The 17,023-nt window shown below is 34.5% G+C and carries 32 protein-coding genes; 25 read left to right on the top strand and 7 right to left on the bottom strand.

The genetic code is table 11. The features are described from left to right. Positions 1-72: 72 nt before the first annotated feature. Together tenA and JFU23_RS01305 are read left to right on the top strand one after the other, a co-directional pair. Positions 73-759, top strand: coding sequence for a thiaminase II (tenA, locus tag JFU23_RS01310; RefSeq protein WP_002032475.1), 687 nt, complete (start codon positions 73-75; stop codon positions 757-759). 331 nt (positions 760-1,090) lie between these two features. Further along, positions 1,091-1,792, top strand: coding sequence for a pPIWI_RE module domain-containing protein (locus JFU23_RS01305; RefSeq protein WP_002065619.1), 702 nt, complete (start codon positions 1,091-1,093; stop codon positions 1,790-1,792). Between the two features lie 38 nt (positions 1,793-1,830). On the opposite strand, the gene JFU23_RS01300 is transcribed toward JFU23_RS01305, so the two are convergent. Next, a complete protein-coding gene (locus tag JFU23_RS01300; protein ID WP_201031148.1) occupies positions 1,831-2,940 on the bottom strand; it encodes a site-specific integrase in 1,110 nt (369 codons plus the stop codon). A gap of 764 nt (positions 2,941-3,704) precedes the next feature. Between JFU23_RS01300 and JFU23_RS30875 the strand changes: the two genes are divergently transcribed. From JFU23_RS30875 to JFU23_RS30865, 4 genes are all read left to right on the top strand, one after another. Beyond that, positions 3,705-4,292: an AimR family lysis-lysogeny pheromone receptor gene (locus tag JFU23_RS30875; RefSeq protein ID WP_307873338.1), complete on the top strand. Its 588-nt coding sequence runs from the start codon at positions 3,705-3,707 to the stop codon at positions 4,290-4,292. Next, entirely contained in the window at positions 4,289-4,855 is a 567-nt protein-coding gene (locus JFU23_RS30870) for an AimR family lysis-lysogeny pheromone receptor (RefSeq protein WP_274606688.1), read from the top strand. The genes JFU23_RS30875 and JFU23_RS30870 overlap by 4 nt, the downstream gene beginning before the upstream one ends. A gap of 40 nt (positions 4,856-4,895) precedes the next feature. Continuing rightward, positions 4,896-5,042 carry a complement C1q protein gene (locus JFU23_RS01290; RefSeq protein WP_151304461.1) on the top strand — a complete coding sequence of 49 codons (147 nt, stop codon included), beginning with the start codon at positions 4,896-4,898 and terminating at the stop codon, positions 5,040-5,042. 166 nt (positions 5,043-5,208) lie between these two features. Then, positions 5,209-5,337, top strand: a complete 129-nt coding sequence (locus tag JFU23_RS30865; RefSeq protein WP_272938034.1) for a hypothetical protein — start codon at positions 5,209-5,211, stop codon at positions 5,335-5,337. A gap of 9 nt (positions 5,338-5,346) precedes the next feature. Here the strand turns inward: JFU23_RS30865 and JFU23_RS01285 are convergent, their stop codons facing one another. Further along, positions 5,347-5,697, bottom strand: a complete 351-nt coding sequence (locus JFU23_RS01285) for a helix-turn-helix domain-containing protein (RefSeq protein ID WP_050000402.1) — start codon at positions 5,695-5,697, stop codon at positions 5,347-5,349. 237 nt (positions 5,698-5,934) lie between these two features. On the opposite strand from JFU23_RS01285, the gene JFU23_RS01280 reads away from it, so the two are divergent. From JFU23_RS01280 to JFU23_RS01220, 13 genes are read left to right on the top strand one after another with little or no spacing between them, the layout of a single operon-like run. Then, positions 5,935-6,126 carry a helix-turn-helix domain-containing protein gene (locus tag JFU23_RS01280; protein WP_050000403.1) on the top strand — a complete coding sequence of 64 codons (192 nt, stop codon included), beginning with the start codon at positions 5,935-5,937 and terminating at the stop codon, positions 6,124-6,126. 54 nt (positions 6,127-6,180) lie between these two features. After that, entirely contained in the window at positions 6,181-6,447 is a 267-nt protein-coding gene (locus tag JFU23_RS01275) for a helix-turn-helix domain-containing protein (protein ID WP_050000404.1), read from the top strand. Then, positions 6,447-6,593 (top strand): hypothetical protein, encoded by a 147-nt coding sequence (locus tag JFU23_RS01270; RefSeq protein ID WP_201031147.1) that lies wholly within the window; start codon positions 6,447-6,449, stop codon positions 6,591-6,593. Before JFU23_RS01275 ends, JFU23_RS01270 begins: the two co-directional genes overlap by 1 nt. A 46-nt stretch (positions 6,594-6,639) precedes the next feature. Next, complete coding sequence (locus tag JFU23_RS01265) at positions 6,640-6,816, top strand: hypothetical protein (protein WP_201031146.1); 177 nt, start codon at positions 6,640-6,642, stop codon at positions 6,814-6,816. A 6-nt stretch (positions 6,817-6,822) separates the two neighbouring features. Beyond that, positions 6,823-7,707 carry a DnaD domain-containing protein gene (locus JFU23_RS01260; RefSeq protein WP_201031145.1) on the top strand — a complete coding sequence of 295 codons (885 nt, stop codon included), beginning with the start codon at positions 6,823-6,825 and terminating at the stop codon, positions 7,705-7,707. After that, positions 7,649-8,512, top strand: coding sequence for an ATP-binding protein (locus tag JFU23_RS01255; protein ID WP_201031144.1), 864 nt, complete (start codon positions 7,649-7,651; stop codon positions 8,510-8,512). Before JFU23_RS01260 ends, JFU23_RS01255 begins: the two co-directional genes overlap by 59 nt. Positions 8,513-8,514: 2 nt before the next feature. Next, positions 8,515-8,709, top strand: coding sequence for a hypothetical protein (locus JFU23_RS01250; RefSeq protein WP_050000407.1), 195 nt, complete (start codon positions 8,515-8,517; stop codon positions 8,707-8,709). A gap of 15 nt (positions 8,710-8,724) precedes the next feature. Then, positions 8,725-9,003: an AbrB/MazE/SpoVT family DNA-binding domain-containing protein gene (locus JFU23_RS01245; RefSeq protein WP_050000408.1), complete on the top strand. Its 279-nt coding sequence runs from the start codon at positions 8,725-8,727 to the stop codon at positions 9,001-9,003. Continuing rightward, a complete protein-coding gene (locus JFU23_RS01240) occupies positions 8,996-9,358 on the top strand; it encodes a cell division protein SepF (protein WP_201031143.1) in 363 nt (120 codons plus the stop codon). The genes JFU23_RS01245 and JFU23_RS01240 overlap by 8 nt, the downstream gene beginning before the upstream one ends. 18 nt (positions 9,359-9,376) lie before the next feature. Next, entirely contained in the window at positions 9,377-9,541 is a 165-nt protein-coding gene (locus tag JFU23_RS01235; protein WP_081085896.1) for a DUF3954 domain-containing protein, read from the top strand. Positions 9,542-9,566: 25 nt separating this feature from the next. Beyond that, a complete protein-coding gene (locus JFU23_RS01230; RefSeq protein WP_050000410.1) occupies positions 9,567-9,818 on the top strand; it encodes a hypothetical protein in 252 nt (83 codons plus the stop codon). 19 nt (positions 9,819-9,837) lie between these two features. Further along, on the top strand, positions 9,838-10,293 hold the full coding sequence (locus JFU23_RS01225; protein WP_050000411.1) for a nucleoside triphosphate pyrophosphohydrolase family protein: 456 nt from the start codon (positions 9,838-9,840) through the stop codon (positions 10,291-10,293). 38 nt (positions 10,294-10,331) lie between these two features. Then, positions 10,332-10,721 (top strand): hypothetical protein, encoded by a 390-nt coding sequence (locus tag JFU23_RS01220; protein ID WP_201031142.1) that lies wholly within the window; start codon positions 10,332-10,334, stop codon positions 10,719-10,721. 186 nt (positions 10,722-10,907) lie between these two features. Here the strand turns inward: JFU23_RS01220 and JFU23_RS01215 are convergent, their stop codons facing one another. The 3 genes from JFU23_RS01215 to JFU23_RS01205 all read right to left on the bottom strand — a co-directional run bounded on the left by JFU23_RS01215 (position 10,908) and on the right by JFU23_RS01205 (position 12,638). Then, positions 10,908-11,393, bottom strand: coding sequence for a hypothetical protein (locus tag JFU23_RS01215; RefSeq protein ID WP_151304466.1), 486 nt, complete (start codon positions 11,391-11,393; stop codon positions 10,908-10,910). 160 nt (positions 11,394-11,553) lie between these two features. After that, positions 11,554-11,748 (bottom strand): hypothetical protein, encoded by a 195-nt coding sequence (locus JFU23_RS01210; protein ID WP_107134808.1) that lies wholly within the window; start codon positions 11,746-11,748, stop codon positions 11,554-11,556. Positions 11,749-12,482: 734 nt separating this feature from the next. Next, positions 12,483-12,638 (bottom strand): DUF4021 domain-containing protein, encoded by a 156-nt coding sequence (locus tag JFU23_RS01205; protein WP_001065784.1) that lies wholly within the window; start codon positions 12,636-12,638, stop codon positions 12,483-12,485. A 100-nt stretch (positions 12,639-12,738) separates the two neighbouring features. On the opposite strand from JFU23_RS01205, the gene JFU23_RS30395 reads away from it, so the two are divergent. Beyond that, entirely contained in the window at positions 12,739-12,921 is a 183-nt protein-coding gene (locus JFU23_RS30395) for a hypothetical protein (RefSeq protein ID WP_078214062.1), read from the top strand. A 234-nt stretch (positions 12,922-13,155) separates the two neighbouring features. Here the strand turns inward: JFU23_RS30395 and JFU23_RS01200 are convergent, their stop codons facing one another. Beyond that, positions 13,156-14,532 carry a BclA C-terminal domain-containing protein gene (locus JFU23_RS01200; RefSeq protein ID WP_201031141.1) on the bottom strand — a complete coding sequence of 459 codons (1,377 nt, stop codon included), beginning with the start codon at positions 14,530-14,532 and terminating at the stop codon, positions 13,156-13,158. A gap of 408 nt (positions 14,533-14,940) precedes the next feature. Next, entirely contained in the window at positions 14,941-15,156 is a 216-nt protein-coding gene (locus tag JFU23_RS01195) for a spore germination protein (RefSeq protein ID WP_002066656.1), read from the bottom strand. A gap of 144 nt (positions 15,157-15,300) precedes the next feature. Between JFU23_RS01195 and JFU23_RS01190 the strand changes: the two genes are divergently transcribed. The 5 genes from JFU23_RS01190 to JFU23_RS01170 all read left to right on the top strand — a co-directional run bounded on the left by JFU23_RS01190 (position 15,301) and on the right by JFU23_RS01170 (position 16,929). Next, the gene (locus JFU23_RS01190) at positions 15,301-15,474 is read left to right on the top strand and encodes a hypothetical protein (RefSeq protein ID WP_201031140.1); all 174 of its coding nucleotides are present in this window, start codon (positions 15,301-15,303) and stop codon (positions 15,472-15,474) included. Positions 15,475-15,492: 18 nt separating this feature from the next. After that, positions 15,493-15,615 (top strand): DUF3983 domain-containing protein, encoded by a 123-nt coding sequence (locus JFU23_RS01185; RefSeq protein ID WP_002138060.1) that lies wholly within the window; start codon positions 15,493-15,495, stop codon positions 15,613-15,615. A 113-nt stretch (positions 15,616-15,728) separates the two neighbouring features. Then, entirely contained in the window at positions 15,729-15,899 is a 171-nt protein-coding gene (locus JFU23_RS01180; RefSeq protein ID WP_201031139.1) for a hypothetical protein, read from the top strand. A 20-nt stretch (positions 15,900-15,919) separates the two neighbouring features. Beyond that, on the top strand, positions 15,920-16,390 hold the full coding sequence (locus JFU23_RS01175) for an ArpU family phage packaging/lysis transcriptional regulator (RefSeq protein WP_201031138.1): 471 nt from the start codon (positions 15,920-15,922) through the stop codon (positions 16,388-16,390). After that, positions 16,387-16,929 carry a tyrosine-type recombinase/integrase gene (locus JFU23_RS01170; RefSeq protein WP_151304469.1) on the top strand — a complete coding sequence of 181 codons (543 nt, stop codon included), beginning with the start codon at positions 16,387-16,389 and terminating at the stop codon, positions 16,927-16,929. Before JFU23_RS01175 ends, JFU23_RS01170 begins: the two co-directional genes overlap by 4 nt. The last annotated feature ends 94 nt before the right edge of the window (positions 16,930-17,023 follow it).

The following is a 17,023-nucleotide window of genomic DNA, read 5'->3' as shown; positions in this document are numbered from 1 at the left end:
GTTTTTTTATTTTACAGCTTTAATAATTGTGGATAAATACGTATATTTTTTACATTATTTGGAGGGATTTAAATGACTTTTTCACAATCATTACGTAAAGAAGTAGATTCAATTTGGGAAGCAAGTTTTAACCATCCTTTTGTAAAAAAACTAGGCGAAGGAACATTAGATTTAGCTAGTTTTCGATATTATGTGCTTCAAGATTCTTATTATTTGAGTCATTTTGCTAGAGTACAAACGTTAGGTGCTGCAAAGGCTCTTGAATTAGAAACGACAGCTCGTATGGCACACCATGCACAAAATACGTATGAAGCTGAGTTATCATTACATGAGAATTTCGCAAAGAAATTAGGGATTACAAAAGAAGAAAAAGATAATTTTATTCCTGCGCCAACTGCATATGCATATACATCTCATATGTATCGTGCAGCTTATGAAGGGCATTTAGGAGATATTATTGCGGCTATTTTACCTTGTTATTGGTTATATTATGAAATCGGTGAACGATTAAAAGAATGTCAACCAGAAGAGCCAATTTATCAAGAATGGATTTCTGCATATGGATCTGATTGGTTCCGTACATTAGTTGAAGAGCAAATCACACGATTAGATACGATCGCTGAAAAAGTAACAGAGGCAGACCGTAATCGTATGAGACAACATTTTATTTTTAGTAGTCAATATGAATATTCATTTTGGGAAATGGCATATACATTAGAAAAATGGCCGGTGAATGAAGAAGTTAAAGGTGTTATTTAATTAAGAGTATATAAAAGGTATCGCTATATAAAGAGGCGATACCTTTTATTATATTTAGTTTCTGTAATTTTTTTGTAAATCATAGATAAAAAATATAATAATTCATTATAATGATTTCATAATATAAAGTTCCATAAGGAGGTAGTTATATGTTAATAGTTACTTTATATTAATTTGATTTTAACAACGCTTTATTTATATAACTAAATGTAATTTAGCTATTTCCTTTAATGTGCTTGGTTAAAATTTGATTCGTTAATGCTTAAAAAATTGGTATCTTTTCTAGTATTATTCATGATCAATATAAATTAAGAGAGGAAGTATTAATAATATGGAAAAATTACAGTTATTAGCATTTAAAAATATAGTAGAACCCCTCTATAATGAGAAAGTATCGTATATTTATTTTCCTATTGAATGGCTTGAGATTGTAGAGATACATTATAGAACATTTTTATTAACGAGCAAATTAAAACTTGTAAATGAAAGATTGTATGAAATGTTTTCTGATATATTATTCATTCAGCATAATCCATATATATTAAAGGAAGATACGCCCTGGATTGTAGCAAAAGAACCAATGAAACAAGAACAGTTAGACTATATTTTCCAAAGCTGGTATGAGGTTATTCATGATTGGAAACCTAATAAATTAATAGATCCACCACATTTAGAATGGCAGTATGATTTAATTAGTAATTTACCAGCATTACATGATAAAAAAACGTTTTCTAAATGGGTACCAGCTCTAATTACTCATATTTTTTGCGAACAGCCTTTACATATGGAAAATAAAAATGAGGAAGAAATATATTTTTCACCACTGCGATCACAACATGTTTCTGAAGCGATGTCTGAGCCAATTAAAGATGAAGAAACACATGATTATTTCTCTTATGTATATCGGTTTGAATACGTAACTCGTGGAGGTGAGAATATTCCTCTATTAAAAGTATCTGTAGGGATTAGGAGGTTTTATCAACAATATAAGATAATAAGTCAAATAAACCTTGATATAACAACGTTTGTTTGACTTATTTTTATGAAATGCAAACATTTTGCAAACATAAGTTATCCAAAGATGCTTTTACCAAAGTTTTTAACGGCTTCTTCTTGCATGTTCGGTAAAACATGAGAATAAACATTTAATGTCATTGAAATATCTGTATGACCTAATCTTTCACTGATAATTTTAGCATTAACTCCTTGTTTTAATAGTATGGTTGCGTGTGTGTGTCTTAAGTCATGGAATTTAATTTCTTTTATGCCTGCATTGTGTGTCGTTCTAATGAAATGATTTCTGAAAGTTGCTCTTTTTATAACCATTCCAAACTCATTACAATTAATTAAATCCAAATCGTGATAAGCAGAACCAAATCTTAATTTCTCTTTATTAATTGTAATCTTATGCTTTTTTAAGGATTCTATTGTTTCTTTAGGCACAGGAATTGTGCGTTTTGACGAATTTGTTTTTGCCGTTTTTTTGATTTTATTGTTATGACCAGATGTTTGATTTATTGTAACAGTATGTTTTTTAAAATCAACGTCCTGCCATCTTAAGCCTAGAACTTCTCCCAGACGCATACCCGTAGTTATTGCAAGTAGATACCCAATGTGATATCGTGATTCTTGTGAATGCAATAGAAACTTTTTAACTTCTCCCTCTGTCCAAGTCTGGATAGAGGTTTTTTCTTTTTTTGGTATCTCAGCAAAAGCAGCTGGATTTCGAGAAATAACATTTTGTTTTACAGCTAGATTTAAAGAACTCTTTAAAATTCTATGCATAAGCAGAATGGAATTGTTTGTAATACCTTTATCTATAGAGGATTTATAACATTTTTGAATGTGCATAACATTTAATTTATGGAGCGCAATCATTCCTATACTAGGTATAACATGTTGGTTGATAAATGCCCTATAGCAAGCAAAGGTACTCTCTTCTATACTCATACTTTTAATTTCTAGCCAATGATTTAGGTAGTCCTTTAAAGTAACTTTAGATGGCTCTATAAATGTCCCCTCATTTAACTCTGTAATCTTTTTCGCGACATCAGCCTGTGCTTCTTTTTTTGTATTATATCCAGAAAACCACTTCTGTCTTCTTTTTCCTGTCTCTGGATCAGGACCGATATCAATTACAATACAATACTTATTTCCTCTTTTTCGAATATGTCCTTTCACTTAAAACACTCCTTCATTTGTTTTGAATCATGTTGTATAAGTCTAGTTGTAATTTTGCTGCTATGAAAATTACATAGTTGGACATATCAGCGATGGATATATTTTACCATATATGAACAAATTCAGTTATAGGATATGATTGTAAGTTGATGTTAAATAATAGTAGAATATTAATAGATTCAGATTCAGATTCAGATGAAGAGGGGAGGGTAAGAATATGGGAGAGTTCACAAAGGACCCTGGTGGCCACAAAGTAACCGATCCTGGTGCAGGTGGGGGCTACACGAAAGACCCAGGAACAGGGATATAAAAAAAGAGAGCATTGTGCTCTCTTTTTTTGTTAGCAAAAATATGTTAATTTTTACGGTTATGATTGGATATGAGATCTCAAAATACAAAAATGCATAATTACATATTTTATTCATCGAGCACGAGGAACGTTGCTATATAGCGTTTTTTAAACTTTCTCAACAATTGTTAGGTAACTCCATGACCGAATTTTGGGAAATTTATGTTATTATAAACGAAATAACTGGAACGAAAAAAAGACTCACAGCGTGTACAAGTAGTGCTCGCAACACTCTTGTACCGTTCGCCCGACTCACCAGGGGAACATCTGCCATAAGTCTATTTCCGGTCACTTCATGAGTAACATTTACATTATAACATGCCGATATTACTAAATCATTACTATGGTATGAATTTCCTGTTTAGAATTTGAGAAAAAGAGCGAAGCGTCTTTGTTCCAAAGGGAGGAACAAGAAGTGTGGAAAGTTTTAAATGTAATTGAAGGAGAATTGTATGTAGCTGGATTTAAGAAAAAACAGTTAGCTGATTATTGGGGTGTTAAGCCAGCTACTGTAACCAAAGTTTTTAAAGGGACTAATGATATAAGCTTTGGCTATCTTTCAAAGACGCTTATTTTATTAAAGAAAAATTTAATTTCACAATCAAAAATTGTTTCTCAATATATATCAGAGACAGATCCTAAACCTGAAAATATAAGAGAGGCTATGGAAGACCTTGCTCTTAGAGGAAAGTTCGATTTGTTGAAAGGAATTATAGATCAAGAAATTACTTCTGAAGTAAATGAAAATAAAGAGTTCGCTGAAGTATATGAGATTCTTTATAAAAGATATCATGAAGGGTTGGGAGCTTCTGCATACTTTGAATTATTACGCAAAAAAAGCAAAAGTGTTAAAACAACTGAAATGGAAATACTGATGGAAATTTTATTATGCCAAGCTCAATATCAGTCTGGGAATTACAAAAGTTTGTACAAGAGATTAAAAACAGTTAACGATAAAATCAATGATATAACTAATAAGTTTATCAAAGAGTGTCTTTTTTGAGATATAAAGAAGCAATTGCTGTTACTTCTTTACAAGGTGGAGAAATAGACGAGTCACGTTTAACATGTCGAGATATATTAGATGAATTAGAATGGGATAATTTTTTTTCGCTACCAAAACTTAATGCGTATTTGAAAATGGGTGAGTCATTAATATTCGAACCTGAAAATTATGAAAGCGCCAAGTTTTATTTAGAGAAAGCCCTAGAATTATTAGGGAATCCTACTTGCAAAGGGTTAGAAAATAAATGGGAACTTGTACAACAAACTTTATCATTTTTAAAGATTCATCACCAAAGAGATTTAGATACTTTAGACTTTGTGCATTTTAGTGAAAAGGCGTATCTAATGATATTACAAGGAGATTCATTAGGAGCCAGAAAAATACTATTAGACTTAAAAGAGAAAAATGGAGAACTGACAGATGTTCAAACAGCGTATTACGCTCTTACATGTGAAGGTAAAGAGAAGGAAAAAATACTACGAAAGTCCTTATTGATGTGCCAAAAGTCTGGTAATATTCATTATTCACAATTACCTAAAATGTACTTGGGTTTACTTTGAAAAAATGGTATAATTATCTCCGAAAGAAGAGGTGGAAATATTGAAAAAAATATTAGCATTATTACCAATTTTATTAGTAGCAGGATTGTTCACTTTTTCTACTGATAGCCAACAAACAGATAATAATCAAGAAGCGTCTAAACCTGTTGTTCAGCGTATGATGACTGATCCAGGCGGAGGCTGGTAGTAAATCCTAGTTTCGTGACTGCTTTTAATTAAATATAAATTAAAAATGACATCGTCTTAATTGACGATGTCATTCGTATTTTACGGAGAAATTTCCCTTTTGGGAAAAATGATAAAAAAGTAATTAATTCCAAAAAATACAAAAGAGGATGCAGGGGGAAATGAAGATGACAAGAGACGAAGTATTAAAAGCTTTTCTACAAGGTGTGGCTATTACTTCAAACAATAAAGAAGATAAGATTGATGAATGTATCGAAATAGCGTTTGAACAAGAAAAGAATAGCCATGCCTCATAATGGGTTTGGCTATTTTATCGATTTATTATTAAGTTGTTCGAAGCTTTCCATCATACTTTCCATTTGTTTTAACACAATCGCTTGTTGATCTTCAGAAAGTCCATCCATTCTTTCTTTCATCTGTTTGAATTTTTTATCAAGTATTTCATCTAATTCTGGATCGTCACTTCTATTAAGTAAATAATCCGTTGTTACATTAAAATAATTGGCTATTTTTTGTAGTGTTTTTGTACCTGGAGATTTTTTTCCCTCTACATAATAATATATAGACACGTGACTAAGACCTATTGCGTCAGCTAATTGTTGCTGAGTTATTCCTCTACTATTAATCAATTCCTTCAATCTCTCGTAATTGAACATTAAAAACACCCCTATTAGTCTTCTTTTAAATGTCTTCTTTTATATTTTTATTAGTTTTTTTATAAAAGGATATAAATATATATGTTTTTATATTTTCTTTTGTTTTTATTATATATTAACTAACAGTTAAGTTGAAAGAGAAAAATTTATATGTTTTTTTATTGAAAAAGACTTGAACTTAACCGAAGGTTAAGTTATTATGTGATTAACAGCTATTACGGAAGAAAGGAGTTGCTTATGAAAACTCTAAAACAGCTAAGAGAAGAACGTGGTTATACTTGTAAGGATGTAGCAGAAGCTGTTGGTATCACTGAACCTTATTATTGGTACATAGAAAATGGAAAAAGACGCCCTTATTATGATTTGGTTGTAAAAATCGCAAATTTCTTTGATGTTAAATTAGATAATATTAAAATTTTTTACCCTTAACTTAACCAATTGTTAAGTTAAAAAGTTAAGTTGATAGAAAAAGGAGGAAAGAAAATGGGTTTAGATCAAATCATTAAAGAATCCATCCGTGAAGTTGTTCGCGAAGAAATACAAGCAGCATTAGCTTCATTCCAACAACACTCGCAACCAAATAAGGTAATGAGGGTGAAGGAAGCGGCTGCTTACCTTAATATCGCAGTTTGTAGAATGTATGAATTAGCCAATCATCCACACTTTCCAGTGATTAGGGAAGGTCGCAAACTACTTTTCCTGCAAAAGGACTTAGAAGCTTGGCTTGAAGCACAAAAGGAGGTGATTTAGTGGAAGATCCAGCATCGTTAGCAATATTCGGAATGCTAATTGCATGTAGTGCATGGATTGCTAATACCATGTACGAACCAATTAAAAAATGGGCTTGGAGTGATGTAGAACAAAAGGAAAAGACCCACGGCAATGGGTCCCTTTAGAAAAAACACTTGTTATTAGTATATCACGAAAGTAGGGAAGTAGTACATGCACTTAGTTAATTATCAAGTGCTGTTACCTAATAAGTTCTGGGAATTAGCAAAAAGCAAAGAAGAGTTAAAACAGATGATTAATCAATACTTCAGTGTTGGTTACCCGCATTATGATATTCAACAAATTATCAAAAGTGGTACATCACACATAGCTATCTGTAAAAGGGGATAAATGCATATGACGAATATCGTAACTGAAATTGGAGGGCTAAATTTCAAAGGTAATGTGGTAGACCATGAATGGTTTAATTACATCACTTTTAGTAATGGTAAGCCTCATATTGTAGCAATTATGGTACTGAGCGAAATTGTTTACTGGTATCGACCAACAGTTATTAGAGATGAAGTTACTGGAAGGGTTACTTATAAGAAAAAATTCAAATCGGATAAGCTTCAAAAGAGTTACCACCAATTAGCAGAGACATTTGGTTTTTCGAAAATCCAAGTAAAACGAGCTTGTGACTTATTGGTGGAAATGAGCTTAATTGAAATTGAATTTAGAACAATTATTGTAAATGAAATAACGCTAAACAACGTAATGTTTGTTGAGCCAAAAGTAAATGAAATAAAAAGTATTTCTAGTATGTATCAACAAGTAGAAGAAGACCCTATTGACTTTGAAGTAAAGAGGGTCGTCACTTCCAAGTCAGGAACCTCTTCACTTCAAAGTAAGGGAGCTCCTAACTTTAAAGTAAGGACAAATACAGAGATTACTACAAAGAATACTACAGAGAATGTAGGTAGTAGTAACGTCTTCTCATTCTATGAAAATAATTTCGGGATTTTAAATCCATTCGTAGCCGATAGTATTACCCAATGGGCAAACGATACAAGCGAAGAACTTGTACAAGCAGCCATGGAACGTGCATTAAAACAACAGAAAAAATGGAACTACGCTGAGGGGATTTTAAAACAGTGGGCTAATAAAAACATTCGTACATTAGCAGATGTACGAGCTTCAGAAGCTGAGTTTAAAAATAAAGGGAAAAAAGGAGAGAAAAACAATGCAAGTAATCCAAAAGATAGTAGCTTCATCGAAAAATACGACTTCAAGAAACGCTAGTCAAAGATATGTATTGTCTCCTAATAGATGCACGAATGTCTTTTTAGTAGGTCAAGAAAAATATAAAGATGTTTGCAGTAAACGCATGTTGATAGATATAGAAACAAATGAGGAATTTTGTCCTCAATGTAGATCGGTAGAAAAAGAAGATCAGAAATTAGCTATAGAGTCACTAGCTATTAAAAAGAAAAATGAAATCATTCATTTGTATGACTCGTTTGCTGATAACAGCTTAATAAATGACAAACTCAAAAAAGCTACATTTGAAAATTATATACCACCTAATAAGGAATTGAACGATGCGAAAGAAATGATCATGAACTTTGTTGCTTCATTCAATAAGGAAGAACCAACGAGCGTGATTATTACAGGTGATTACGGAGTAGGAAAAAGTCATTTGTGTGTGGCGGCCATTAAAGAACTTATGAAAAAGGGTCACAGTGCAATGTTTATTCAAATGAATAAGCTATTTACTAAAATCAAAGCTACTTGGAATAAAAACAGTGAAATGACAGAGGACAAGCTTATGTCCCTTTTAGCAAAAGTTGATGTCTTAATTATCGATGACTTCGGAGCGGAGTTTACGGAGAAAGATAAAGAAGGCGTCACTTGGAAACTAACAAAAACGAATGAGATCGTTGATAGTCGTATAGGTAAAAGTACTTTATTTACTACCAACTTTAATATCGGTGAATTAGCAGGAATGTATGGAGAACGTGATTTTAGTCGGATGATGGAAAATGCTGAAATGTTAGAAATGCATGGCGATAATTATAGATTACGCAATTTTAAAAAGGGGGAATAACAATGTGTGCATTATGTAATGGTACAGGAATTATTCGTAAAGAAACTTATCCAGGTGTAATTGAAACGAACGGTTGTAATTGTGAAGTGGCAAAACAACAGCAAGAAGAAAATCAAAAGCGTTGGGAAGCATGGCTAGTACGTTTTGAGTCAATGAAGCAAGAAGTTGAACGGAAAAAACAGCGAAAAGTTAGCTAATAAGGGGGAGCAATGATGAAAAACACAGGTGTTGCAAGAAAAGTGGACGAGCTAGGGCGTGTAGTAATTCCGGTAGAGTTACGCAGAACTTTGGGGATTGCTGAAGGAACCGCACTAGACTTTCATGTTGATGGGGAAAACATCGTTTTAAGGAAACATGAAAAGTCATGCTTTGTAACGGGTGAAGTTTCCGAATCAAACATGGAGTTGCTTGATGGTCGAATGTTTTTAAGTAAGGAAGGCGCAAGTGAGTTGCTGGTCCTCATTCAGAAGAGTGGGATGACACATGCCTAAGCAACTAAATATTTTCGATGTAGAGCCAGCAATTTGTGAGTTCGATGTAATGAAAGCCAATGTGAAGAAAGGAACTGGACGCGTTACGTATGCTGATGTACGTGTCCAGGTTCCAAAGAGTGCAAAGGGTACGGATGAATTATTACCTCGCACTACTAAACAAGATGATCGTTATGACATCTTTGAACAATATGTAATGGCAATATGGAGATTCCAACGTGCTTTAGATAAGTTTTTTAATTGGGATACAGCTGAAGAATTGTGTAAGGCAGCAAGGGATAAAAAAGAAGCTATTCCGGTAAGGATTTATTTAGGAAGTGGCTTTAAACCAGATGTTGTCGAGTACATGCGGTAAGAAAAGGGAGATGGACATATGAAAATAGAAATCGATGTTACAAGCAATAAGCTCTATGTAGTTAAGGATGGAAATGTAATAGCAGTTAATCCACCAGTAAGCGGATTCGGTGAGCAAGTTGCGGTTTGGGTTAATGGGAAAGTTGATCGTGTGGATACTAAGTTTACTGAAAAGATAAAATAATCTTTTTTAGAAGGTAGGTTCGCTTATGAGCGTAGCAAAAAATCATGAAGCGATGAAGGAATCACGATTGAAGGTATACATCGCTTTAGAAGAAGCTAACTTTATTTGGGATGAAAGAGATGTAATTCGTTTTCGTGAAATGTGGAGTCAAGGTATGAGTTTACCAAAGATGGCAAAAGCGTTAAGGAGACACCAAGCGGAGGTGGCGCTCCTTGTAATAGATCAAGCTGATAAGTATTTAATTGAAAATCGTCCGATAGGATTAGGAATTTGCTAAATAGGAAGGGGAAAACAAAATGAAAACAATGGAAAACGGTGTATTTGGGGTAACAAAATTAATCAGTAAATCAAAGGAAGGACAAGCTGTAATGAATATCAATCAAATTTGTGAATTAGATCAATATCAAGAAGCAACATTACGTACATGGAATGCAAATAATGATTTTGGTGGACGTGTTTTAAATGCAGCATTAGGACTTACAGGAGAAGCTGGCGAGGTTGCTGATATCGTAAAAAAGGCTATCTTTCACGGTCATGGATTTGATCCGGCTCATTGTCCAGGTGAAGAAAACGGGAATACTCATAAATTGGCTTTAGAGTTGGGGGATATCATGTACTATATCTCCATTATGGCCCACGAAATGGGATATACATTAGAAGATATTGCTCAAATGAACATTTCTAAACTAGCAAAAAGGTATCCAGACGGATTTAGCAGGGAAGCTAGTCAAAAGCGCGTTGATGTGAAGTAAGACCAAATTTGAATTTTGTACAAAAAGGGGAGATTAGAGTGAGTAGTTCAATTGAAGCGGGAGAATGGATGATTAATGGGCATGCAGATGGTATCTGGAGTAGTGACTACTTTAATACAAGGGAAGAAGCAATTGAAGAAGGCAAAAAAGAGTGTGATTTTAAATCTGGTGAAAAATTTTATGTTGGACAAGTTTCAAAAGAAGAAATTTCCATTGGAATTAATGTAGATTCGGTTTTGGATGATATTGCTGTAAATGTACGAGAGCAAGTTGGTGAAGTTGCTGACGATTATTTAAATCATATTGATAAAGAAGACTATAAAGTGTTAGAAGAACGACTTTTGGAAGTAGTGCAAGCTTGGATGAAAGAACGGAATTACGAGCCATCGTATTTTAAAATTGTTAACACAGAATGCATTGATAAATAAAACTAAACAAAAGCGTTATTTGATATGAAAATTCTGCATGCATAAAAAGAGAAATTTATATATGAACTATTAAAAAGATTAACATGGCCTTACTGATTGGGATTAAATGTATGTAGACATTTTTAATAAAGTCCCTTTGAAAAATTAAAAGGGACTTCATGTTTGGATAATCAGAGTTATCGGTTGCTAATTAAGTGCTATTTCTTCGGCAGTGAGGATAACAGATACTATACCTTCAATAAGCGTATTAGGAGGATTAGTTCTACGTACCAAGTTTCCTTCTAATACATAGAAAAAGGTTCCAACTCCAGGTTTATCAAAAGCTGTAAAAGTAGTAGTTAATTCATCAAAATCCGTATTTTGAACAGATTGGATAGTTGCAGCTGGTGCTATGCGTCTAATTCGAAAGCCAACAACAGTTCCGTTAAGTGGAGTGGAACTTACAGATGAGAAAAGAGTTTGCGATTGTATTGTTGCCATGAATCTGATGATATCGTTAGGACTATTAATAGTGATACTTACTGTTGAAAGAGGAACAAATATTGGACTTGTTAAATTTGGAAGTGAAGCGCTGTTAACTCCGACTTTAAACTGCCGTAATCCATTTGGTCCTTCAGGTAAAGGGAAAGCACATTGGAATGGTATATGTGGGTCTTTTTTAAATTGGCTCATAAATTTCACCCCTATTATTTGATTCATTATTAATATATTCATTGAGTATTTAAGAGGAATATGGCAATTATCTAGTATCACTAATAATAGTGGTAAGTATTTAAATAAAATAGTTATTTGGTATTAAAAACATATGTAATGACACAAATAGCGTGTCATCTTATTCAATAAAGATATGTTTAATCTCTTTATTGTCATCATAGATACCAGAAACATGAGCACCTATAAATGGATTGCCATGCACCTTATCTTTGGTAATTATAAAGTTAAATTTAGAATGGTTATCTATTGTACAAGTTATAAGATATTCATTATCAATGTCGCGAATATCAACAAGCGTAGCTGCAAAGAACATGTTGATCACACCGTTTCTTATTCTGAATATAGAAATACTTTATTCTTCACGTAAGGTAACGGCTTGTGCTAATAACGCAGTATTAAACAAAATTCTTATTTAACAACAAATAAAAAGAGCGCATTTTTATATGCACTCTTAGTAAGATAGGTGAATGTCTCATGAGATATAAAAAATTCAAAAAATCGTAATCAGATTTTCATGAGTGAATTTTTTATATTGTATTCGTTACTTGGAGTTATTGAGCCTGTCACTATAAAAATAAAGAGCGCTTTTTAAGGCGCTCTATGACCAGGACTCATATCGAAAAGCTTACCATGATGTATGTATGATTTTAATGTATGTGCAGTTTTTTAATAAAATCCTTATTTAAATAGAAAATGACAGCTGAAATGTCAAGGATGTATCAGCTGTCAATGGAATAGGTATTAACTTTTATTATTAGGTTTTTTAGTTGGCAGTTTTGCTCTTATTTCTAGAAGAGATTGTACCAAATATTGCTCCAGACATTGCTCCAATTAAAGTCATAAAAATTGCACTCCATGCTGCAAATGACATAATTACACCTCCTAATAATAAATTGTTGTAACTATACATTTTATTATATCTAAATTTATGAATGTAAGGTAGGGAAAAGTTTAGAAAACTAAACAAAATCGTTATTTCATAGTAAATAAAAAAGAGCACTTTTGCAATGTGCTCTTAATCAGAAAGATGTTATGTGTAAATATGTACTAGATTTTTGGTGAATTGCTTTTTTTACGGTGATCTTTGTCTTCAATATCAGTTTCAGGCATTCCATATAATCCGTTCATAGTCTGTTCATCTAAATCAAGACCAAGCACATTATTATTTGTCACATCATTTTTTTCTTTTTTAGAGTTATTCATATATATCACCTCCTATTTTTAGGATGTCTAAAAGTGACATAAACATTCAAGGTTTGTTTCATGATAAAAACTTCATTTTAGAGCAAAGGGGAGTTGGGGAATGGAGTTAAAGGAGTACGCCATTTATAAGGGTGAATCACTAATATGTATTGGAACTGTACAGGAGTGCGCTCAACATTTGGGCGTACTTCCTAAGACAATACTCTTTTATAAGACACCAGCTTATAGAGAGAGAGTGGACAGCAGGAAGAAAGCTCGTAATTATTTAACTGTTACGGCGTAAGATGAGGATTAATACAAAAATTTCATTTTGTAGAATAGATGAAACTAAAAAAGAGCACTTACTTACGGTGCTCTTTAGGGGAAAAGTGAAATGTTGAAAAGTAGATTAGGGTTTCTTGCTTCGAAATAATATATGACCATTTCAACGTAATGTGAAAATGAATCACTAATGCTAAATACTTGTTGAAAAAAGAATCCTTTCTAGATTATTGACTGCCAGAGCTTCAAGGAATAATTAATTTAACTTTTCAATTACAATTGAAGCATTTATATTGGTTTGTGTTCCACCCGCTAAAGTCTGCAAAGTAACTGCAGCAGCGGAAGTATGATTATTAAGGGTAAGAATATCACCTGCGGCTAAAGTGAGAACTGTTTGCCCATTGTTTTGTTGAGTACCTGCACCTGATCCATAAACGGAGTTGGTAACGGGAGCCCCATTTAAAAAGAGGGCAAATTGATTAGGCTCAACTCCTGATACAGAAAAAGAAATTTTATAATCTCCAGCATTAATAACTGTCATCTGAGAAGTTCCAAGAGTATGAGTAAAACCGGATGTGATTTTACCGTGTGAATTAAAAAGAATAGGTGCTTGTAAGGCAACAACTTGAGCTACTGTATTGAAAACATAAGCATACTGAGATAAACCAGATGTCGGAAGTCCGGAAGGCCCGGTTGGTCCTGTAGATCCGGCCGCTCCAGTTATTCCGGTTGGCCCAGTTGGTCCTGGAGGTCCACCTGAAGGTCCTGTTGCTCCAGTTATTCCGGTTGGCCCAGTCGGTCCTGGAGGTCCACCTGAAGGTCCTGTTGCTCCGGTTATTCCGGTTGGCCCAGTCGGTCCTGGAGGTCCACCTGAAGGTCCTGTTGCTCCAGTTATTCCGGTTGGCCCAGTCGGTCCTGGAGGTCCACCTGAAGGTCCTGTTGCTCCGGTTATTCCGGTTGGCCCAGTCGGTCCTGGAGGTCCACCTGAAGGTCCTGTTGCTCCGGTTATTCCGGTTGGCCCAGTCGGTCCTGGAGGTCCACCTGAAGGTCCTGTTGCTCCGGTTATTCCGGTTGGCCCAGTCGGTCCTGGAGGTCCACCTGAAGGTCCTGTTGCTCCGGTTATTCCGGTTGGCCCAGTCGGTCCTGGAGGTCCACCTGAAGGTCCTGTTGCTCCGGTTATTCCGGTTGGCCCAGTCGGTCCTGGAGGTCCACCTGAAGGTCCTGTTGCTCCGGTTATTCCGGTTGGCCCAGTCGGTCCTGGAGGTCCACCTGAAGGTCCTGTTGCTCCAGTTATTCCGGTTGGCCCAGTCGGTCCTGGAGGTCCACCTGAAGGTCCTGTTGCTCCAGTTATTCCGGTTGGCCCAGTTGGTCCTGGAGGTCCACCTGAAGGTCCTGTTGCTCCAGTTATTCCGGTTGGCCCAGTAAATCCTGGAGGTCCACCTGAAGGTCCTGTTGCTCCAGTTATTCCGGTTGGCCCAGTTGGTCCTGGAGGTCCACCTGAAGGTCCTGTTGCTCCAGTTATTCCGGTTGGCCCAGTAAATCCTGTCGCTCCAGTTATTCCAGTAGGCCCTATTTGAGGCAAAGGGAGGGCACATGGAAAGGGTGTGTGACAATTCTTTTTAAATTTACTCATTTTTACACCTCCCTTATAAATTAACTACCAATTTATATTTATACTTTAACAACTTATGAGTAAACAGACACAGGGGTGTAAGGAAAAAACCTATAATAATTACATAAAAGGTTTTAAGAGCAAGCCTCTATTTCACATTCCATACCAAAAAGAGCACCATATATAAGTGCTCTTCGGACCAAAACTCTTAATGTAAAAGAGTACGTGATACCATATGTAATTTTTTCATGGGGCGTGAAGTATTTGAACGAAATCGCTATTTTAATTTCAAACAAAAGAGCAGCTAGCAAAAGCTAACTGCTTAGTCTTAAAGAAGATCTAAATGGTTACAGTACATTAAAGATGGGTTATCTATAGTATGGACGGGATATTGAGTTTTATTCAGGGGGGAGAAGGAAGTGAATAAATTCAAGCTGTCCCAACTTGATTTTGGTCTGCAACATCAGCATCAAATGTGTTTGTTGCGCTAACACCGCTAAAGGTATTGACAACAAAACCAACATTTGATGCCCCTGAACCATTATAAGATTTTGTATTCTCTTTTGGAGAAACGTTATAAAAATCGCCTAAGTTGAAAGAACCAGCACTATTTTGTACGACAAGGTTTGCTACAACTGAGGGCATAGTACGCACCTGCTTTCCTGGAAAGTATTTAAATTAGCATATGGCGTAATCGTCTAGAGGTTCATTTAGATCTAATAATTCGAAGTTATGGCTTATGAAGATTTTAATAAAATAATCCTTTGAATAGAAAGCGAGGTTAAAAGAATGGAAGGAAACGTAAAGCTATTAGGTGCAGACGGAATGTATGGAATGGAGTTTATGGGGAATAAGGTTAATGTTTATAACGATGAAGGATATGTGATGGAGAGTATGACAACAAGGGAGCATGTTCAGGAAGCTATTGATTTTCTTGAAGAGTGCAAAGAACAAATGAAATAGAAAGTGAGGTTAACAGAAATGTCTAAATTAAAGAAAAAGAAAACCAGAAAAGCTATTGCTCGACGTGCGAAATCCTTTGAAAAATATAGAGTTAAAAGCGCTTGGAGAAACATTTTTGTACAAGCTGGTATTTTAAAGTGAAAAGAAACTGAATATAGTCCGGCTAGAAAACTAGAGGACACCAATTTTTAGAGCAGCAATAAAGCTGTTTTAAGAATTGGTGTCCTTTTTATTTTGAAAGGGGAGATGGGGAAATGAAGGTGTTAAGAGATCAATTACGTGAATGGAAAAAGCGATCTAATCAAGTGAAAAAGAAAAACAAGAAAAAGCGAAAAGAAAAATTAAGTACTCGTGATATTGAAGATTTAATGGGAATTCGTGGACCGCGCTATGAACGTAGACGTGGAGCATTAAGACAAAAATAATAAAAGTGGAGGAATTTAATATGAATAAACAATTATCATTTAAAATGCCAATTGTAGATGGGAAAAGAACAAAACAAGAGGTTGAAAAAGTATTCGAAGATTATCGTAGATATTTAGCAACAATGCCATGTGATATGCTGCCAAAAGTGACGCCATCATATTCAATTGTTCCTCCATCAGTTACAAATGAATTTAATAGTTCAACAGAGAATATTGCTATTGAAAGAATAGAGTATGAGCAAGAAAGAAATGAGTTCATGAATTGGCTTTATGATGCTGTGAATCATTTGAGAGATGATGAACGTGAAGTCATAGTGAAATTTTACATGGAAGATGAAGTTGGATATGATCCAGACATTTGGATGGATTTAAATATAGGTAAAACAAAGTATTACAAGTTAAAAGGACGAGCTATACTACGTCTAGCATTCAATCTAAAAAAAGAGGTTTATCAAAAAACGCGTAGACAAAAAGAGGTGCCAAGCGTATGAATCTCGTTCAACCAATAAGAGATAAAGAAATGATTCAGGAGCTCAAAGAATATTTTAAGGAACAGAATGAGCGCAATTACATTCTGTTCCTTCTTGGGATTAATACAGGATTACGTATTTCGGATATCTTACGTTTACGAGTACGTGATGTAGAAGGCTGGAGTATATTTATTCGTGAAAAGAAAACCAAAAAGGTTAAAGAGGTAAAGATGCCTTCTAATTTAAAGAAAGCATTGAGGGGATATGCGGAGGGGAAACCTAAGAACGAGTTTCTTATTAAAAGTAGAAACGGTAAGAATAAACCTATTACTAGATCGATGGCATATGTGATTTTGAATCAAGCAGCCCTGAAATTCGGACTAGAACGAATCGGTACCCATTCACTTAGGAAGACATATGGGTACCATCACTACAAACAATTTAAAGATGTAGTTGTTTTGCAAAGAATGTTAAATCATACAGACCAAAAAGAGACTTTAAGATATATAGGGATTGAACAAGATACATTAAATGATTATCAAAAGAAATTTAAAATCTAAACACTTCTTTTTTTAGCCATTTTTGAATTAGCTACAAAAGAAAAGTGTCAAATTCATTTTTAATAAGTATAGAAAAGCTTGATAGCTCTAAGGG

This window comes from Bacillus sp. TH50, from assembly GCF_016650565.1.
GTDB lineage: Bacteria > Bacillota > Bacilli > Bacillales > Bacillaceae_G > Bacillus_A > Bacillus_A mycoides.
This window is presented reverse-complemented; position numbering and strand designations above follow the sequence as displayed.

Excerpts from the sequence above, each read along its gene's own strand:
- tenA (WP_002032475.1), top strand. The coding sequence starts at position 73 with ATGACTTTTTCACAATCATTACGTAAAGAAGTAGATTCAATTTGGGAA.
- JFU23_RS01305 (WP_002065619.1), top strand. The coding sequence starts at position 1,091 with ATGGAAAAATTACAGTTATTAGCATTTAAAAATATAGTAGAACCCCTC.
- JFU23_RS30865 (WP_272938034.1), top strand. The coding sequence starts at position 5,209 with ATGACAAGAGACGAAGTATTAAAAGCTTTTCTACAAGGTGTGGCTATT.
- JFU23_RS01285 (WP_050000402.1), bottom strand. The coding sequence starts at position 5,697 with ATGTTCAATTACGAGAGATTGAAGGAATTGATTAATAGTAGAGGAATA.
- JFU23_RS01280 (WP_050000403.1), top strand. The coding sequence starts at position 5,935 with ATGAAAACTCTAAAACAGCTAAGAGAAGAACGTGGTTATACTTGTAAG.
- JFU23_RS01275 (WP_050000404.1), top strand. The coding sequence starts at position 6,181 with ATGGGTTTAGATCAAATCATTAAAGAATCCATCCGTGAAGTTGTTCGC.
- JFU23_RS01265 (WP_201031146.1), top strand. The coding sequence starts at position 6,640 with ATGCACTTAGTTAATTATCAAGTGCTGTTACCTAATAAGTTCTGGGAA.
- JFU23_RS01260 (WP_201031145.1), top strand. The coding sequence starts at position 6,823 with ATGACGAATATCGTAACTGAAATTGGAGGGCTAAATTTCAAAGGTAAT.
- JFU23_RS01255 (WP_201031144.1), top strand. The coding sequence starts at position 7,649 with ATGCAAGTAATCCAAAAGATAGTAGCTTCATCGAAAAATACGACTTCA.
- JFU23_RS01250 (WP_050000407.1), top strand. The coding sequence starts at position 8,515 with ATGTGTGCATTATGTAATGGTACAGGAATTATTCGTAAAGAAACTTAT.
- JFU23_RS01245 (WP_050000408.1), top strand. The coding sequence starts at position 8,725 with ATGAAAAACACAGGTGTTGCAAGAAAAGTGGACGAGCTAGGGCGTGTA.
- JFU23_RS01240 (WP_201031143.1), top strand. The coding sequence starts at position 8,996 with ATGCCTAAGCAACTAAATATTTTCGATGTAGAGCCAGCAATTTGTGAG.
- JFU23_RS01235 (WP_081085896.1), top strand. The coding sequence starts at position 9,377 with ATGAAAATAGAAATCGATGTTACAAGCAATAAGCTCTATGTAGTTAAG.
- JFU23_RS01230 (WP_050000410.1), top strand. The coding sequence starts at position 9,567 with ATGAGCGTAGCAAAAAATCATGAAGCGATGAAGGAATCACGATTGAAG.
- JFU23_RS01225 (WP_050000411.1), top strand. The coding sequence starts at position 9,838 with ATGAAAACAATGGAAAACGGTGTATTTGGGGTAACAAAATTAATCAGT.
- JFU23_RS01215 (WP_151304466.1), bottom strand. The coding sequence starts at position 11,393 with ATGAGCCAATTTAAAAAAGACCCACATATACCATTCCAATGTGCTTTC.
- JFU23_RS01210 (WP_107134808.1), bottom strand. The coding sequence starts at position 11,748 with ATGTTCTTTGCAGCTACGCTTGTTGATATTCGCGACATTGATAATGAA.
- JFU23_RS01205 (WP_001065784.1), bottom strand. The coding sequence starts at position 12,638 with ATGAATAACTCTAAAAAAGAAAAAAATGATGTGACAAATAATAATGTG.
- JFU23_RS30395 (WP_078214062.1), top strand. The coding sequence starts at position 12,739 with ATGGAGTTAAAGGAGTACGCCATTTATAAGGGTGAATCACTAATATGT.
- JFU23_RS01200 (WP_201031141.1), bottom strand. The coding sequence starts at position 14,532 with ATGAGTAAATTTAAAAAGAATTGTCACACACCCTTTCCATGTGCCCTC.
- JFU23_RS01195 (WP_002066656.1), bottom strand. The coding sequence starts at position 15,156 with ATGCCCTCAGTTGTAGCAAACCTTGTCGTACAAAATAGTGCTGGTTCT.
- JFU23_RS01190 (WP_201031140.1), top strand. The coding sequence starts at position 15,301 with ATGGAAGGAAACGTAAAGCTATTAGGTGCAGACGGAATGTATGGAATG.
- JFU23_RS01185 (WP_002138060.1), top strand. The coding sequence starts at position 15,493 with ATGTCTAAATTAAAGAAAAAGAAAACCAGAAAAGCTATTGCTCGACGT.
- JFU23_RS01180 (WP_201031139.1), top strand. The coding sequence starts at position 15,729 with ATGAAGGTGTTAAGAGATCAATTACGTGAATGGAAAAAGCGATCTAAT.
- JFU23_RS01175 (WP_201031138.1), top strand. The coding sequence starts at position 15,920 with ATGAATAAACAATTATCATTTAAAATGCCAATTGTAGATGGGAAAAGA.
- JFU23_RS01170 (WP_151304469.1), top strand. The coding sequence starts at position 16,387 with ATGAATCTCGTTCAACCAATAAGAGATAAAGAAATGATTCAGGAGCTC.